Annotated in this window: 10 protein-coding genes; 5 read left to right on the forward strand and 5 right to left on the reverse strand. The window is 46.2% G+C overall.

The genetic code is table 11. The annotated features are described in order from the left end of the window. The first annotated feature begins 14 nt into the window (after positions 1 to 14). Positions 15 to 2,420: a phenylalanine--tRNA ligase subunit beta gene (gene pheT, locus ACUALS_RS06145; protein WP_454449097.1), complete on the forward strand. Its 2,406-nt coding sequence runs from the start codon at positions 15 to 17 to the stop codon at positions 2,418 to 2,420. A gap of 140 nt (positions 2,421 to 2,560) precedes the next feature. Here the strand turns inward: pheT and ACUALS_RS06150 are convergent, their stop codons facing one another. Both ACUALS_RS06150 and ACUALS_RS06155 read right to left on the reverse strand, forming a co-directional pair. After that, the gene (locus tag ACUALS_RS06150) at positions 2,561 to 4,195 is read right to left on the reverse strand and encodes a hypothetical protein (RefSeq protein ID WP_454449098.1); all 1,635 of its coding nucleotides are present in this window, start codon (positions 4,193 to 4,195) and stop codon (positions 2,561 to 2,563) included. Between the two features lie 320 nt (positions 4,196 to 4,515). Continuing rightward, entirely contained in the window at positions 4,516 to 6,024 is a 1,509-nt protein-coding gene (locus tag ACUALS_RS06155; RefSeq protein ID WP_454449099.1) for a DUF3360 domain-containing protein, read from the reverse strand. An 816-nt stretch (positions 6,025 to 6,840) separates the two neighbouring features. On the opposite strand from ACUALS_RS06155, the gene ACUALS_RS06160 reads away from it, so the two are divergent. After that, positions 6,841 to 10,554 (forward strand): AAA family ATPase, encoded by a 3,714-nt coding sequence (locus ACUALS_RS06160; RefSeq protein WP_454449100.1) that lies wholly within the window; start codon positions 6,841 to 6,843, stop codon positions 10,552 to 10,554. 170 nt (positions 10,555 to 10,724) lie between these two features. Here the strand turns inward: ACUALS_RS06160 and ACUALS_RS06165 are convergent, their stop codons facing one another. After that, a complete protein-coding gene (locus ACUALS_RS06165; protein WP_454449101.1) occupies positions 10,725 to 12,164 on the reverse strand; it encodes a sucrose-specific PTS transporter subunit IIBC in 1,440 nt (479 codons plus the stop codon). A gap of 243 nt (positions 12,165 to 12,407) precedes the next feature. On the opposite strand from ACUALS_RS06165, the gene ACUALS_RS06170 reads away from it, so the two are divergent. Both ACUALS_RS06170 and ACUALS_RS06175 read left to right on the forward strand, forming a co-directional pair. Next, positions 12,408 to 13,397 carry a LacI family DNA-binding transcriptional regulator gene (locus ACUALS_RS06170; RefSeq protein ID WP_454449102.1) on the forward strand — a complete coding sequence of 330 codons (990 nt, stop codon included), beginning with the start codon at positions 12,408 to 12,410 and terminating at the stop codon, positions 13,395 to 13,397. Between the two features lie 155 nt (positions 13,398 to 13,552). Then, complete coding sequence (locus tag ACUALS_RS06175; RefSeq protein ID WP_454449103.1) at positions 13,553 to 15,181, forward strand: glycoside hydrolase family 32 protein; 1,629 nt, start codon at positions 13,553 to 13,555, stop codon at positions 15,179 to 15,181. Positions 15,182 to 15,250: 69 nt separating this feature from the next. On the opposite strand, the gene ACUALS_RS06180 is transcribed toward ACUALS_RS06175, so the two are convergent. Continuing rightward, positions 15,251 to 16,171 (reverse strand): aminoimidazole riboside kinase, encoded by a 921-nt coding sequence (locus ACUALS_RS06180; protein ID WP_454449104.1) that lies wholly within the window; start codon positions 16,169 to 16,171, stop codon positions 15,251 to 15,253. Positions 16,172 to 16,397: 226 nt separating this feature from the next. Here ACUALS_RS06180 and ACUALS_RS06185 point away from each other — a divergent pair, with 226 nt between their 5' ends. Next, positions 16,398 to 17,414, forward strand: a complete 1,017-nt coding sequence (locus ACUALS_RS06185) for a substrate-binding domain-containing protein (protein ID WP_454449105.1) — start codon at positions 16,398 to 16,400, stop codon at positions 17,412 to 17,414. Here ACUALS_RS06185 and ACUALS_RS06190 read toward each other — a convergent pair. Beyond that, entirely contained in the window at positions 17,393 to 17,848 is a 456-nt protein-coding gene (locus ACUALS_RS06190; protein ID WP_454449106.1) for a hypothetical protein, read from the reverse strand. The two genes, ACUALS_RS06185 and ACUALS_RS06190, sit on opposite strands and share 22 nt — an antisense overlap. Positions 17,849 to 17,879: the final 31 nt, after the last annotated feature.

Here is a 17,879-nt window from a genome sequence, read left to right on the forward strand (position 1 = left end):
GGGGAACCATCACTATGAAATTTAGCGAATCTTGGCTTCGTGAGTGGGTAAACCCTGCGGTATCGACTGACGAACTTACACACCAAATCACAATGGCGGGTCTAGAAGTAGACGACGTACTACCTGTCGCTGGTTCTTTTACTGGCGTTAAAGTAGGTAAAGTGGTTGAGTGTGGTCAACACCCAGACGCTGACAAACTACGTGTAACTAAAGTAGATGTTGGCGCGGAAGAACTTCTAGACATCGTTTGTGGCGCGTCTAACTGTCGTCTAGGTATCAAAGTTGCTGTAGCGACTGTTGGTGCTGTTCTACCAGGCGATTTCAAAATCAAAAAAGCAAAACTACGTGGTCAACCATCACACGGCATGCTGTGTTCATTCTCTGAGCTAGGTATCGACGTTGAATCAGATGGCATCATGGAACTAGCAGAAGACGCAGTAATCGGTACTGATTTCCGTGAATTCCTAGGTCTTGACGACGTAACCGTAGACGTAGACCTAACGGCTAACCGCGCTGACTGTTTCAGCATCCGTGGTATGGCGCGTGAAGTTGGCGTTCTAAACCGTGCTGACGTAACTGAGCCTGCAGTAAACGCAGTAGCACCAGCCATCGACGACACTGTTTCTATCGAAGTGAAAGCGACTGCAGCATGTCCACGTTACCTTGGCCGCGTGGTTAAGAACGTAAATGTTCAAGCTGAAACGCCACTATGGATGCAAGAAAAACTGCGCCGTTGTGGTATCCGCTCTATCGATCCAGTAGTAGACATCACTAACTTTGTTCTTCTAGAGCAAGGCCAGCCAATGCACGCATTCGATCTAGCTAAGATTGAAGGCGGCATCGTCGTTCGTATGGCAGAGCAAGGCGAGAAGCTAACTCTTCTAGACGGCAATGAAGCTGAGCTAAACGCTGATACTCTAGTAGTAGCAGACCACAACAAAGCACTTGCTATCGCAGGTATCTTTGGCGGTGAAGAGTCTGGTGTAACGACTGAAACTAAAGACGTACTACTTGAGTGTGCATTCTTCGCACCAGACCACATCCGTGGCCGCGCTCGTAGCTACGGTCTACACACGGATTCTTCAATGCGTTTTGAGCGTGGTGTCGATTTCGCACTGCAAACAAGCGCAATGGAGCGTGCAACAGAGCTTCTCGTTGAGATCTGTGGCGGTGAAGTAGCCCCTGTTGTTGCTGTAGAGTCAGAAGCTGACCTACCAAAAGCAAACACAGTATCACTACGTCGCACTAAGCTAGACAGCCTACTAGGTCATCACATTGCTGATAGCGATGTTGTTGAAATTCTAGAGCGTCTTGGCCTAACGGTTGAAACAACAGACGCAGGTTGGACAGCAACTGCACCAACATGGCGTTTTGATATCGCAATCGAGCAAGACCTAATTGAAGAAGTAGGTCGTATCTACGGTTACGATAACATCCCTAATCAAAACCCAGCGGCAGCACTTAAGATGCACGACCACGTTGAAGCGAACATTCCGCTAAAACGCGTTCGTAACCTACTTGTTGACCGTGGTTACCAAGAAGCGATCACTTACAGCTTCGTTGAACCAGAGCAGCAAAAGCTTGTTGTTCCAGGTGTTGAGCCGCTAATCCTGCCATTCCCAATCTCTGCGGATATGTCAGCAATGCGCTTAGGCCTAATCCAAGGTCTACTAAACACTGTGGTTCACAACCAGAAACGTCAACAGCCACGCGTTCGTCTATTCGAATACGGCCTACGTTTCATCCCTTGTGAGTCTGCTGAAAACGGTATGCGCCAAGAGCCTATGCTTGCAGGTGTTATCGCAGGTACTCGCAGCGAAGAGCACTGGGACATCGAAACTAACACAGTTGATTTCTTTGACCTTAAAGGCGATCTAGAAGCGGTTCTTGAGCTAACAGCTAACGAAGCAGCTTACTCTTTCGCAGCACTATCTGCTGAAGATAAAGCAGCGAACCCAGCGCTTCACCCAGGTCAATCTGCAGCTATCATCGTTGATGGTAAGCAGGTAGGTGTGATTGGTACCGTTCACCCAGAACTAGAGCGTAAGTTTGGCCTAAACGGTCGTACTATCGTATTCGAAGTGGAATGGTCTGCAATCAGCACGAAAGTGATCCCTGAAGCAGTTCAGCTTTCTAAGTTCCCATCAAACCGTCGTGACATCGCAGTAGTTGTTGACGAAGCAGTCGCTTCTGGCGACATCGTTGCAGCGTGTCTAGAGCAAGGTGGTGAGTTCCTGAAAGACGCGAAACTGTTCGACGTTTACGTTGGTAAAGGCGTTGAAGAAGGTAAGAAGAGCCTAGCAATCGCGCTAACACTACAATCTGTAGAGCGTACGCTTGAAGATGCAGACATCGCTGGCGCGGTTGACGCTATCGTTGCTCACGTATCTGAGAAGTTCGGTGCGTCACTGCGTGACTAATCAATTCTGATTAGATAGAAAACCAAAGGCCTCGCATTGCGAGGCCTTTTTTGTTTGGAGTGGTGTTAGCTCATTAGTGGACATTTCTGAGTCAAGTCCTTTGGAGCACTCTAATTAATCGGATTACTCAAATGCGTATACTAGTTTTGAAACTTACCCATTCGGTACGCGTTTAAGTCACTAATACTTGATATTTTGGTCAGAGCTTCATGAACCTTAGTTGCCAAATCCTCGTTGCTTCCTGCAAGTAATAAAAAGACACGAATGTATTCCGTTAACTCTTCACCTTTAAAGCTCATAAATAAGTCATAAATTTCATTAACGTCGAGCTTAGCCAATACAGCTGCTTCAGGCGTGTTATAAGAATTTGAGCCACGTCGCAAGTCCAATATATCCTGCACTGTCAGTTCTGGTTTTAACTCTAAATATGATTCACGCAACCTTTCAACAAACAATTTATCTTTAACTTCAAATGAAAATGCACTATCAACATCAAGAGCTTCAGGATTGTCACGCCTAGAGTCGATAAACAGCTCAATCAATTCATCCGCTTTATCGTTTTGCCCGATCGTACGTAACACCTTCAATCCAGAGCTATATTGAGAAGCCGAAGTATTAGGTGCTATATCTCGCATTCCCTCTTCAAAAGCTAAAGCAATATCATTTTCGTTATTGTCAAAAGAGCCGTGAAATAGCTTCCAAGCATGCTCCCACTTTTTACTAGCTTTCTGAATTTCTAACTCTTTTTGTTTATGCACACAAAGAGGAACCAACTTTTCTTTGTCAAGAAAACCTTGCTCAATACCACGAGCAACAGCCAAGTCGATTTCATCGGTATATCCGTAACCATATCGATTTAACGTCATATTCCAACGAACGGTTATTTCTTTCGTCCATCCCGATTCTTCGTTTTCCTTTCTAATCCCTGATTGATTTACAAACGCAAACTCTGGAATGTGCACCTCATCAGCACCATGGCAGTAGTAACACCAACTGAGTACTATAGTGGAGTGAATCACTTGCTTCTTGATGCTTTCATCGAAGTCATCAACAAGCTCCAAAAACTCATTTGTGTGGTCGACTATCTTTCTGATGACTCGTTTGTTTCTGATGTTCAATCCAATACAGCAATCACGAACATAATCTCTAAACTCGAAGTCGTCAGCAAACATTATATCGAAGCACTGTTCAGCGGTTGGTTCGAAGTGAAGTTGTCTATCTACGATTTTCTCTTTGTACTTCTTGTAATCTTTGAAAGTATCGTCACCAGCTTCCTCATTAAGCAATAAAACAACCTTGCAACCTTTTTGTTCCTTGAAGAAAGAAACTAACCCCATGAAGTCTTTGATAGTGATTCCCTTGCTATGACGCTCTAAGTCATCAAAGCAAATTATTGTCTTGTTCATTGCTAGCTGAGAAACTGAATTAATAAGGCTGCCAATACCCCCAACATACTTACTCACATAGGGAATTTTTGTATCCTTCACCAAGTCAGCAACTTTCTTTGAATAGCCTTTGATGTTAGGCGCTTCTCCAATTCGCTTGGTATCAATCGTGTTTAAGAACGTAGTTTGCTTTAGCTCGGCAATAGAATTAATCCCAAACAATGAAACGTAGGAGTATGATTTTAAGGCGCATTCGATTTTGAACTCTTCGATGTACTGCTCCCAACTATAAGTCTTACCGACCCCCCAATCACCTTTAATAGCAAGTACTTCGGGAGTATCGTTGGAAACGAACCTTCGAACTTGCTCTTTAACTAATTCAACTGACATGTTTACAAATTTCCCTACAAAAGAATGGTACTCCGACAACTATAAACCTGCTAATCAATCTGTTGAATAGAAAAGGTGTGTACATAGGCATTCATCAAAAAAGCGTAAGGGGACAGATTTCTTTCTTGTCCAATTATTTTTAGTATGGAAAAAACGAAAAGCAGAATGAGGTGTATTGAGGTTCTAATTCACTTTGGGGCAAAAATGAGCTAGCTGTTCATCACCTCAGAAAACCAAAGACCTCGCAATTGCGAGGCCTTAGTTTTTACAGATATAACCGAGAGGTTAAATACCTATTGGATTCAACCCGTACTTAGCGGTTAGCGAAAGCTTGGAATAATCGCTGGAATCCCTGGCAAAAGCCCAACCAACGCCATCACACTGGTTAGCACCACAAACATAATGCCCGGCAACACCCAACGGCTCATTTTGCTTAGTTCACCGCTACGTTCTTTACAACCGATTAAGCCTAAGTTGTCTAACAGCATAGTGAGTGACCAACCAAATGCAGGGTTTACTAGCGCTGATGAAAACACAACAATCGCAGCAGATTGGGTGGTTTTCCCTTCGCGCGTCATTTCCATTCCAGCTTCTAGCAATGGGACGAATACACCTACGATTAGCGCAACACAAAGTACCGGTTGCCAGATAGCTAAATCCATCGGGTAACCCCAAATTGCGGCGATGATGCAAAACAGAGCCGTCAACAGAGCACCCGCAGGAATAGGGCGTTTAGCAATTGCGGCTGGCACGATATATGTCCCCCACGAAGAGGTAAAGTTAGTACCACCGAGCAAAGAACCAAATGTTTGACGAATAGAAGCCGTGGTCATGGTATCGTCAATGTTCATGTGTACTTTTTCGGTACGTTCTGGGTAGCTGATTTTTTGAAACACTTGGTGCCCTAAGAAGTCTGGTGACCACATTGCCACGGCTAAAATCGCGAACGGCAACACCACCATGAAGTGTTCAATTGTCGGAAGGCCTAGCATCCAACCTGTCTCTTCTCCCCACCAATACATAGGGTTCAGGTGAGGTAAACCAGGCTCGGTTTGGAAAGAAAACGGAGCGCCCATAGCAAAAGCTAGCGTGCCGCCTAGCAAGCAACTAAGAGGGACGGCTAGCCAACGCTTGCGGAAATGCTCTAACAGCGCATACAAAACAATGGTACAAAAGATCACGACGAAAGCGATGTGGCTCATACCAATGCCTTCTGCCCAAGCAAATAGCTTTTTAACTTGAGAAACGGTCCCAACAAAACCTAGGTAGAGCAACAAGCCGCCACACACGCCCTTACTGGTGAGATTTGCCAACATGCTGCCGCCTTTGCTGATGGCCAACAGTAAGCCAAAAGCGCCAATCAGCAAGCCAAAGGCCATCGGGTGCCCGCCAGCGGCAACAACAATAGGAATTAGCGGGATAAGTGGGCCGTGTGTACCTGCGAGGTTAGCGGTCGGCAATAAAAAACCAGAGAAAAGAATAATGAAAACGGAAGCGATCAGTAATTCATATCGAACATTTTCTAGAATAAATCCTTCATTTAGCCCTAGAGCCCCAGCAAAGGTTGCTGCAATAGCGCCCACCATGACCACTTTACCAATGGTCGCCGCCATTGCTGGGATGGTGTCTTCAATCTCAAATCGATAATCTTTAAACGGTAAGTTTGGACGCCAGCGTTTAGGCGACATTATTTGCAATTCGTGCTCTAGATACTGTTCTCGGGACTCAAATTCAGAGCTTGGTTTGTGTTGTTGTTCATAACTGAGTTCATCCTCATTGGCTTGAGGCTTGTCTGTTCTTATATTTACGGACTCTAAAGTGCTGCTCATTTTGATTCCTTTCGTTCACACTCTGAGGTGTGTTGTTCCAACAAACGTAATTTACTCTCGGTATTAAGAAGTAACGGAGTAGTCAGTATTCGGTGTTACTTGAGTCATTGTTAAAAAATGAAGGTGGCTGACTAGGAATAGGGGCGGAAACAAGCTTGAATATCATTGGTATTGTTGTAAAAGCTTGAGGTTCACGGATAAAGACCAAGAACAAATTACCCTATAACTAAACGCAATCATTCAAGTCGTTAGTACCTTAAACCAAACTCAAAAAAACAAATAGTCTCAGTGAGTTAGACATTGGTCGTAGAGTTAGCCTACAAGTATGAAGAAGCAGATATCGCAGGTGTGGTTGACGCTATCGCCGCTCACGTATCTGAGAAGGTCGGCGCGTCTCTTCGCGCCTAACTACAACTAAAGTCATACCAAAACCTTGTTACTGCTCTTCAGTAACAGGGCTTATTTATGATGTGTCACTTTAAAGTGATACTGTTTTTGACAAAAATGGGAGTAGGAAGTCACCGAAACGGATTTTGGCTAGTGCAACTACTGCATTAATTCACAAAATTCGCAGTGTGTTAAAAAAAATTTAAAAGTTAAGTAACTACTTAATTAGCAAGGTTAATTATTCATTCAATAAATGATTTGGGTTTGATGCTCTTTATCGAACTACTATTCTATCTTTTTGAAATATCGATGAATTTGGTACATCAACAACTATTCTAACTTAATAGTTTGGTATGGCTCGCAAATTGGCGGATATGGTCATTTCGCACTAGCTTATATGTGTTGGTTAGTTAACTAATGGATATAGGTATGAAACTAAACAAAATTTCCTTAGCTCTTGGCTTGGCTAGTGCTGTTGTTTTATCGGGCTGTGGTGGCGGTAGCTCATCCTCCTCAGACTCCTCCGGAAGTAGTACATACAGCGTGAAAGCGATCGATGGTTACCTAAAAGGGGCCTTGGTATGGCTTGATATTGACGGTGACTTCGTATTGGACGACAACGAACCTTCAGCGACGTCTGGCGATGGCGGCGTGGCCAACTTAGACGTGTCGAACGTTTCCAATCCGGGGCAATACGCAGTGGTCGTCAAAGCGATTCCTGGCCAAACTATTGATGAAGATAATGGCCCAGTTTCAACGGGTTATGTGATGTCTGCGCCTGCAGGCGAAACCAATGTCACTCCTCTTTCTACACTTGTTCATGTCACGCTAAAACAGACGACAGACGACGATGCGACTGAAGAAGAGATTGAGCAAGCGAAACAAGATGCTGTCGATAAAATTGCGGCTGACTTGGGTATTGATCCCGATGATGTACTTGGCGACTTTATTGAAGAAGACCTTGATGACGCTGCTTTCGCCGCAGAAACACTAGTAGAACAAAATGTGCTCCCCGATGATGAAGAAGATTTGGGTGATGCGGCAGAAGGGACCGATGACACACTTCTTGAATCAGCCAACACCGTTTCTTCCTCCATCAAAACGGTCAATGATACCGACCCAGAAGATTACGACACCATCGATTTGGATACCGATACGGATGGCGATGGTGTGCCAGATTTGCTAGATGCGTTCGATGATAATCCAAACGAACAGTACGACCTTGACGGCGATGGCACGGGTGACAACTCTGACTTAGATAAAGATGGCGATGGCGTAAACAACGATGACGATGCCTTCCCTACTAACGCTAGTGAAACTGCCGATTTCGATAAAGATAAAATTGGTGACAATGCCGACTTAGACGACGATAACGACGGCGTCAAAGATACGGATGATGACTACCCAAATGATAAAACGCGAGCGGGCGACTCAGATGGTGATGGCACCGATGACCTCTACGATGAATTCCCAGATGATCCAGAACGTGTCGGTGACTCAGACGGGGATGGAGTTGATAGTGCGCAAGACGAATACCCTGGCGATCCTACCAGAGCAGGGGACAGCGATGGTGACGGCGTTGATGACTTAGATGATGAGTTCCCGGACGACAACACCAAAGCGGGTGATGCAGATGGCGATGGCGTCGACGGTCTACAAGACGCATTCCCGGGCGATGCGAGCGAATCCGTCGACACGGATAGTGATGGTATTGGTAATAACGCAGATGATGACGATGATGGTGACGGTGTCCTTGATGAGTTTGATACCAAACCATTAGACGGAGATTCCAAAGAGAGCAACAACGCAATCGCGGCAAGCTTCTTCTCAACCCTTGACCACGCGTTTATTTTTGACGGCGACATTGAAGATGGATACATCGACATTGAAACGCTCGATGTTGCTAATGGTATGGCAAACCTAACAGGCATCGCGACGTTAAACAGCTTTGGTGAGTTTAGTTTCGATCTAGATGAAGACAGCAGCATCGTACTGACAGCAACAGGTTGGCAGCAGTTGGATGGCCTTTACACCATCGATTTCTCTGAAGGCGACGATATTTATGCGTATGCGACCAACTTTAAATCAACCGTTAGTTATACCGTATCGGCACTTCTGACTGATCTTGAAGGCAGCAATGTTTCAGACTATGCGAATGAGGATGAGATTTGGGACGAATTTACCGACACCACTAAGCTGTTTAGCAAAGATGCCAAAGAAGTCGAAGCCACGCTGACACCTGAAGATGATATCTATCAACTGTGGGAAGAGAGCGAAGCGTATGTGTTCCAAGGTGATGGTGGCGCGACCGATGGCAAGGTAACTGATCTTGATGAGTTGATCACGAGCACTTCGGTCGGGACTCCAGCCAACACTGGCGACTTTATCGGTGTTTACTTGTCAGGTAATGGTGACATGGCCGCTGCTGTGGAGTTGTTGGATACCAATGTCGCAAACTACTACCTGATGAATTGGATGGCTGAAGACCCAGAGATGAGCGCGACGCAAGTTGCGACTGGCACATGGTCAGGCAGCCCAGTAGTTGGTGTGGAATTGATTGAATTCACTGTACCTGATACAGCCATAACCGCATGGGGCAGTATTTGGGATGAAGATAACACTACATTCATCTTCTCTGAATACGATGGTGTTGTTCGTCAAGGTCGTGTAGAGAAGGCGGGTGAAGCTCTCGAAGACGATGAGGTTCTCTTTGTCAGTGAAGTCGCGAAAGAAGACATCGTAAGCGTTCTCGATCTGCCATTGGGCGAATGTTACGCCAATAATGCTGAGTCCGGCGCGACTGAATCTGACTTCTTGCTTGCGATTGCAGGATGTGGTGGTCTGGAAAGTAAGATCACATCGGAGATGATCGTTGGGAATACGTTTGAACGATTCAGAGGTGATGACAGCTCTCGTCAGTACACCTTTGTTGAAAGTGGTACTGTTCATGTTGGTAAAGATGGTGTCTACTCGTTCGATGCTCAATGGGCAATTGAAGAATCTACGGGTTACTTAGTCGTAACGTACGATGATGGCAGCATATGGAAGTGGGCACTTGTTGGTAAAGAAACTGGGCCAAGCAGCGATTCTGTCTCTGCATCAATCACTAAATTTGCTATTGCTGAAGAAAGTGAAGTAGACAAGGTTTGGTCGGTAAAACACTTTGAAACCTATACTAATGATTCGGGCGTATCTGTCAGTGAAATATGGTCAGAAACGTTTGAGCTAATCGACAAAGCCGTTTGCCCATTCGGTGAAATGGAAACCGGTGCGACTCAGCAAGATTTCGATAATGCTATAACGGCGTATCAAACTTGTTCTGGTAGCACGCTCATGGCTTCCAATGACGATGTCTCGGGTAAAACGATACTACGAACCAACAGCCGCGGTGAAATGAGAGCCAACATGTACAATGGTGATGGCTCAGGGTCTTCATACCGTAATGGTGTGTACACGGGAGATTTCGCTTGGACGATTGTTGATGGTCAGAAAATCCAAGTCACTGACCCTAATAATACCAGCATGGTCTATGAACAATATGTGATTGCTCAACGTGGCGAAGACAGCTACCAAATGGTGGTGTTCGAGCCAGAGGAAGGTGCATATTGGGCGGATGAATACATTGATAGTTCAATGGAGAATGTTCAAGAGTGTCAAACAGGTAACACTGAGTGGGATGAGGTCAATGATGTTCCTCTCACCACTGCCACATTTGAAGAGTATCTAGAGGCTATTGATGAGTGTAAGTCTGACCTTGCGGAAGAAGTGTGGTTCAGCAACGAGTTCTTCGACAGAGATGATCGCCAGATTGTCATTTCCCAGACAGGAATGGATGCAGATGAGAAGTACACGTTCAATAGTGATGGCAGTGGCTTCTACACCGATTTAGGTGAAGAGCCATCGGTTGACTACAACTTTACGTGGACTGCCGATTCTGAAAATAAACTCTTGGTAGTTACGATAACCGCTGGCGAGTTAACGGCGATTGATTACATGGCTATTGTCGGAACGGATGGAAAACTGCTTTCAGTGAAAGCGCTCTCCAAAGCTAACGAAACGGGTTGGCCTGGTATCGGTGAGGACGATGAAGGGGATCTATGGAGTCATGTTTACATGATTGAGCAAGTATTCCCTGAAGAATAGCAACCACGTTTAGGGGAAACATTTCTCCCAAACAGAAACAAAAACGGGATTGCCTAGCGCAATCCCGTTTTTATTGACTGATCATTCAAATAGCAAGAATGCCCCACCGTGGGTGGGGCTGGCGTCAAAAACATGTTTTGACTACGGGGACCTTCCTAGTCCAGCAAGGATTAAGCGGTTGCCGCTTTTCCTGCTTTTACGCTTTCACGGGCACCCAAAACTAGAGTGAGACCGAAAGCGACAGCAAACGAGATTGCCATACCAGCAACGTAATATCCGATTTGGCTTGGTATGATTGAGATGATACCCGGCAAGCCTGCTGCACCTAATGCTTGTGCTTTGACATTGAACAGTGTGATAAACGCACTTGCTGTCGCTGCGCCAATAACCGCAGCAATGAATGGGTAGCGAAGCTTCAAGTTAACACCAAACATCGCTGGCTCTGTGATACCAAGTAATGCCGTAACACCTGATGGCATCGCAATCCCTTTCAGTTTGATGTCTTTGGTCTTAAAGCCTACCGCCAATGCTGCTGCGCCTTGCGCAACGTTAGACATTGCCGCGATTGGGAAAATAAACGTCCCGCCAGTGACCGCAATATCGGCAAGTAACTGAGTCTCAATGGCGATAAAACTGTGGTGCATACCTGTGATAACAAAAGGCGCATAAATGAAGCCAAATAGGGCGCCACCAATGAAGCCAGCTGAGTCGTACAACCAGTTCAAACCATCACCGAGTAGGAAACCGATGTCACGAGTGATAGGACCAACCAGTGTGAAGGTTAGGAAACCCGTGATGAAAATCGCCAACATCGGAGTGAGCAGATTATCCAGTACCGACGGGATGAACTTGCGTAAACCGTTTTCCACTTTTGCAAGAATGAAGGCAGAGACTAATACCGGTAATACAGAGCCTTGGTAACCGACTTTCTGGATCTCGAAACCAAAGATGTTCCAAGTCGGGATGGTGCCTGCAACGCTAGCGCCACCAAATCCCCAGCCGTTTAACAGGTCTGGGTGAACCATCAACATACCAAGCGCCGCACCTAAAAATGGGTTACCGCCAAACTTTTTACTGGCAGAAAATGCAAGAAGAACAGGCAAGTAGACAAATGGTGCATTGGCGAAGGTATTGATCATGCTCGCGAGATCCGCAAGGCCTGGGTTTGCTTCGATCAGTGACTGACCTTCAATAAACAACCCCTGAGCGGTCAGCAGGTTGAAAATACCCATCAACAGACCACCAGCAACAATGGCAGGGATGATCGGGACGAAAATATCTGAAAGACCTTTCACCGCGCGCTGTACAATGTTTTGCTTTTCTGCACCCGCACTTGCGACGTCGTTGGTCGACATATCACTCATGCCAGTCAACTTCGCCATTTCCGCGTGGACTTGGTTAACGATGCCAGATCCAAAAATGATCTGGTACTGCCCAGCAACTTTAAATTGGCCTTTGACACCTTCTAGGTTCGAGATAGCGTCTTCATCAATAATTGAATCATCTTTTAGTGCTAAACGTAGGCGTGTCGCACAGTGGGCGAGCGCTTGAAGGTTGTCTTTGCCTCCAAGAAGCTCCAGCAGCTCTTTTGCAATAATCGGATAGTTCATTCCAAACCCCAGTTGTTGTTTTTGCTATTTAATGAATCTTTGGAAAAGGTGGTTAAACTCTTTTCGGGAACGTTTGCAAAGTCGATTTTTGGTGATCTATTCAATTCAGTCAAAACATATTGGGTTTTTATGTGAGATGGATCTGCTAAAATATTTTGCTAAACCGATTGGGCAAAGTGGATTTTGTTTCCAGATCTGGTAGTTTTTGCAAACAATCCCAATAACTTAATTAGAGATCTCGCAATGGCAAGTCTACACGATGTCGCGGAACTGGCTGGTGTCTCCAAGTCGACCGTTTCTCGAGTCATCAATAACGAATACGGCGTCAAAGAGGCGACCAAAGCCAAAGTGATGAAGGCGGTGGAAGAGGTTGGTTATGTGGTCAACCAAGTTGCCAAAGACCTCAAATCGCAGAAGACAAACTTAGTGGGTGTTATTGTCCCGCGCGTTTCATCCCACGCGACGGCGCAAGGAATGGATGGCTTAAGCCGCATATTTGAGTGGGCAGGAAAACAGGTTTTACTGGCCAGCACGCAGCAATCAAATGAAAAAGAAATTGAATATATTCAATTGTTTAATCAGAAACGAGTCGAAGGGATTGTGCTCTACGCCACTCATATTGATGCGGACTTGGTCAAAGCGATCTCTCAATCACAAGCGCCTGTAGTGCTGGTGGGTCAAGATGGTTCGTTGTTCAACATTCCGAGCGTTGTGCATGATGACTTAAGGGTCGGGTTCGAAGCAGGGAATCGACTCATTGCAGCAGGGTGTGAGCAGATTGGATTTTTGGGTGTGGCGGATTCTGACTTGGCGGTAGATAAACTGCGCTCTGATGGTTTGGCGCAAGCCATGGCAATGTCTGAAGGAAAGAAGCTACTTTTCCACTGTCACGGAGAGTTCACCATAGATTCAGGCTATGCCAACACAAAACAGATTCTGCAAGACTACCCAAATGTTGATGGCATCTTCTGCGCGACCGACCGAATTGCTGTAGGGGCGATTAAGGCACTGCAAGAGGCGGGAATTGAAGTAGGCAAGCAGGTTAAAGTACTGGGCGTGGGTAATGATGAGCTCGGTTGTATTAGTTCTCCTACGTTATCGACGTTTAACTATGCTTTTGATAAAGCAGGAGAAAATGGTGCAAAAATGCTACTTGAGCTGATCGAAGGTAAGCCTCAAGTTATGAGCAAACTGGTTTTGACTTTCCAAAATGTAGAGCGAGAAACCTGCTAGCAGCGACTTAATTATTCCTTTTACCAAGCCTGATTCGTCAGGCTTTTTTTGTGCGTGAGATCACGGAGTGCCAGTATGAACAGTTGTGAGTAGCTTGTAGTTTCCAGATTGATGATGTATTTTGCAAACGTTCCCAATTTTTTAGGTAAGGTCCAATGTCCGTTGAGCACTATCTCTCACTCTGTGGTGGAAAAAACAATATAACTCGGGTTTTGGCCCCCGATGACGAGCTAATAATTGCGGTAGAGGATGTCAGCAAAGTGACTGATAGCTCCTCAATCGTTGCAATTAGAGAGGTACTTGGAGAGCATCAAGTCGCCTTTAAGCGCACTCGCTGTTTTGATGAAGAAGCACTGCTTAAAATAGGTCGTATGATTTCAGAGCAACAGCAGTTAGCACTAGCGAGCGCTACCAAGCCAGCCCAATGCCCCCATCGACCAAGTTGGCACATTTCACCGCCACAAGGTTTGCTCAACGATCCAAATGGTTTCATTTTCCACAATGGCGAGTACCACCTGTTTTATCAGTGGTACCCACATGCGTGCGTGCATAAAGACAAACACTGGGCGCATCTAACCAGTCCTGATTTGGTCAATTGGCAGTGGCAACCTGTTGCGCTTACGCCCTCGGATTGGTTTGACGCACACGGTGTTTTCTCCGGTCATGCCTTAAGCCATCAGAATCAACTTATGTTGTTTTACACTGGCAATACACGGATTGGTGAACAGCGTGACCGCCATACCACCCAGTGTTTAGCCACTTCACAAGATGGTATTCACTTCACCAAGCATGGCCCTATTGTCGAGCAACTGCCTGAAGGGGTAACTCCCCATATTCGTGACCCTAAAATTGTGCGCCACAATGATTCTTGGTTGATGTTGCTTGGTGCTCAAACGTCGGATCTTAAAGGGCGACTCGCCATATACCGATCTGAGGATTTGCACACTTGGCAGTTTGACGGTTTATATGGTCAAGAGTTCGGCGATTTTGGCTACATGTGGGAATGTCCCGATTTATTCAGCATTGGGGACGAAACGTTTGCGGTCATTGGCCCGCAAGGCATTGAGTCGTTTTCAGAGCACAACACAATTCCGCACCACAATGGCATCGCTCGGGCAAGGTTCAATTCAGACAAGGGTATTGAGCTGTCGGACTTTGAGCACCTAGACTATGGTTTTGATTTTTACGCACCGCAAACCATGTTAACACCTGATGGGCGACGCGTGATGTGCGGCTGGATGGGATTACCCGATGAAATTGACCAACCTTCGGTCGATAATGGCTGGCTTCATCAATTAACGCTGATGAGAGAGTTATCGGTCAAAGATGGTCGATTGGTGCAGTGGCCCATCGCTGAGCTAGATGCCTTGGCTCAGCCGGAGCAATCGATAATGCTCAGTGATCAAGGCTACAATCTCGAGACCAAGAGTTTCGATTTAAGCATTGAGTTAGAGTGGGGCAGCCAGCTAAACCTATTTGAGGGTGAGGGAAGTCAGTTGATGCTGATCGCTGATCAATTGCGCCGAGCGTTCGTGATGGATCGCTCTCAAACTCTTAATCGCGCTCAGGATACGATACGCGAATTGCCGCTAACCGGTGACAAGATTCGCTTGCGCATTTTAGCCGATAGTTCCTCGGTTGAAGTGTTCATCAATGATGGCGACGCGGTAATGACATCTAGAGTGTTTACCGAGCCGCACGCCACGGGAATCTCACTCTCAGGTACGCCGAGCTTGGCGCGAGTGAAGCGGTTAAATCCAAGTCGAGCGCCATTTGCAGATTAAGTCATCCATAACTGAAAAGCCCCAACTCGAAACGTTGGGGCTTTTTACTGTTTGGGTTTATGGAATGAACTAACGAATGTAATCGAGCAGTGCTTGTTCGCTAGGCAAAGCCGTCATCGCGCCTTTTTGAGTGGTGGCTAGTGCGCCACAACCGTTCGCCCATTGCACCGCGGCTTCGATTGTATCCGTATTGGCCCAGTCATTATGTTGTGACAGTTTGGCAAGCAATCCGCCAACGAACGCGTCCCCTGCGCCTGTGGTATCCACCGGTTTGACCGCTTGACCTGATAGCAAGCGTTGTTGCTGGTTAAACACAACCAGTGCGCCTTTGGCGCCTTGAGTGATCAGTACCAGCGTGTTGTTGTATTTCTCAATAGCCTGTAATCCGGTTTCTAACGAATCTGAATCTGTCAGCAACATCAACTCATCATCAGAAAACTTCACCACATCGGCTAACTCAATCGCTTGGTTAACCACAGGTTTTAGCTCCTCTGGATTTACCCAAACTTCTTCACGCAAATTGGGATCAAAACTGACAAAACCACCTGCCGCCTTAATCTGACGCATGGCTTCTAAAGTGGTGCTGCGGCTTGGTTCGTTCGCGAGGGCAATAGAGCACACGTGCAGCCACTCACCCGCGTGAAAGGTTGGGATATCGGCAAGTTCGAGAAACTGATCAGCGCTCGGCTTCACCATAAAGGTAAAGCTACGTTCGCCAGAATCATCAAGATCAACAATCACGGTGGAAGTACGCTGAGCTTCATCAAGCCGCATAAACTCTGTGTCGACATGCTCATCTGAGAGTGTTTGTTTCATAAAACGACCGAGTGGGTCTTGACCAACGCGACCAAAGAAAGCGCTGTTGCCTCCTAATCGAGCGATAGCGACCGCGACATTAGCAGGCGCCCCACCTGGACACTTTAGGTAGGTAAATGGTGTATCTGGAATCAAGTCGACAACCGCGTCTCCCGTTACCCAAACTCTGTTCATGATTGTTACCTCAGTCGTTCATAGTTGATGCGCTAATTATATGGCTAAAACGGTTTAGCTTGCTATTCGAATCCGCCAAAACAGCCAAGAGCGAGTGTAATTTGTGATCTAAAACGATCTTTTGAGCGGCTATGCTAAGCGATCGTCATTCCATTCGGAAAGCATTAGAAATCTTTCTCAATGACAGTAGAATAGACGGGCAAAGTGTCAAATGCTCAGGGAAAAAATGACCACTAAAAAATTAAAACTGGCTGATATTGCTCAGTTAGCGGGTGTCTCAAAATCAACGGTGAGTTTTGTGCTCAACGGGCACGCGAAAAAACACCGAATCAACCAAGAGACGGTTAAGAAAGTTGAGGCAATTGCCGCAGCCCACAATTATTCCCCTAGTATTTATGCGCGAGCGTTAAAGTCTAAACAGACATATACCGCAGGTTTAGTGATTCCGGATCTTGCCAACATGGGCTTTGCCTCTATTGCCAAGCGGCTTGAGGTTTTATGCCGAAATCACGGTTATCAGCTGTTGATTGCGTCGTCCGATGACAACCCTGAGATGGAAAAGCAAGTCATCCAAAGTTTGGTGGATAGACAAGTTGATGTGCTGTTTGTCGCGACCTCTTTCACCAATGAGCAGTATTTACAACAAATTAAGCAAACAACTCCGATCATCTTGTTTGACCGAGTGTTTGAGGATAGTGCGTTTACAACCATTAAAACGGACGCTGCGAGTGCAACTCAGGAGGTGGTGAGCAAACTGGTTGAGGGAGTAGACGAGTGCTGGTACATCGGCGGGCAGATGGATTTGTCGCCCAGCCGAGATAGATTTATCGGTTACCAAGCGGCTTTGCTGCAAGCGGGTATCGACTTTCGACAAGAACATGTGCTCAACAAAGACTATCAACCTTCATCAGGTTACGACTTGATGGCGAATGCAGTTTCTAGTCGTGGCTGTGCACCCAAAGCGGTGTTTACCGCCTCTTACTCCTTGCTTGAAGGGGTACTGCGCTATCTGACAGAGCACGACATGCTGTCGGAAGACATTCAGATCGCAACGTTTGACAACTATGACATTCTTGATTGCTTACCGCTGAAAATTGACTCGGTAGAGCAAGATTGCGAATCTATTGCTCAAGCCCTCTTCAATGCCGGACAATCCGTGTTAGAGCACCCAAGCAAAGCGCCAGAACAGATCAGCATTCCTGCCAAAATACATTATCGTCGTCAGGTATCAGCCAACAAATGAATGTTAACCTGAGCAAAGCGTGCCATCGGGTCTCTTTGCTCCGATTGATACCAGCAAGCGGGCATTGCCTTTTCTAGTCCTGCGTTTTTGAGGGCGGATTTTTCTTGTTTGTCGATGGTGATGAAGCGCAGCAAACTATCCAAAATTCGTCTGAGTCTACTTGGTGTCAGATCGCCATCTCGCCAGTAACGTTTGATCTCGCCAATGATCACATCAAGTGGCACGATTGGTTCAAGTGTTGAGTGCTTTAAAGAGTGAACGTTAGAAGAACGCGGGCAAGAGGCGCGAGCAAGTTCCCAATCGGGTTTGCCTTTGCTTGAGATAAACCCTTCCCGATAGCAGAAGTAACTCAACAAGAATCGCTCGATGTGCTGCCATCTTTGGCCGCGAACTTCTAAGTAGATGTGTTCAAATTCCAGTTCTAAATCAGTCATGCACCGCCTCGCCTTAATTTCGGCGACATAG

The organism is Vibrio sp. NH-7, from assembly GCF_053643215.1.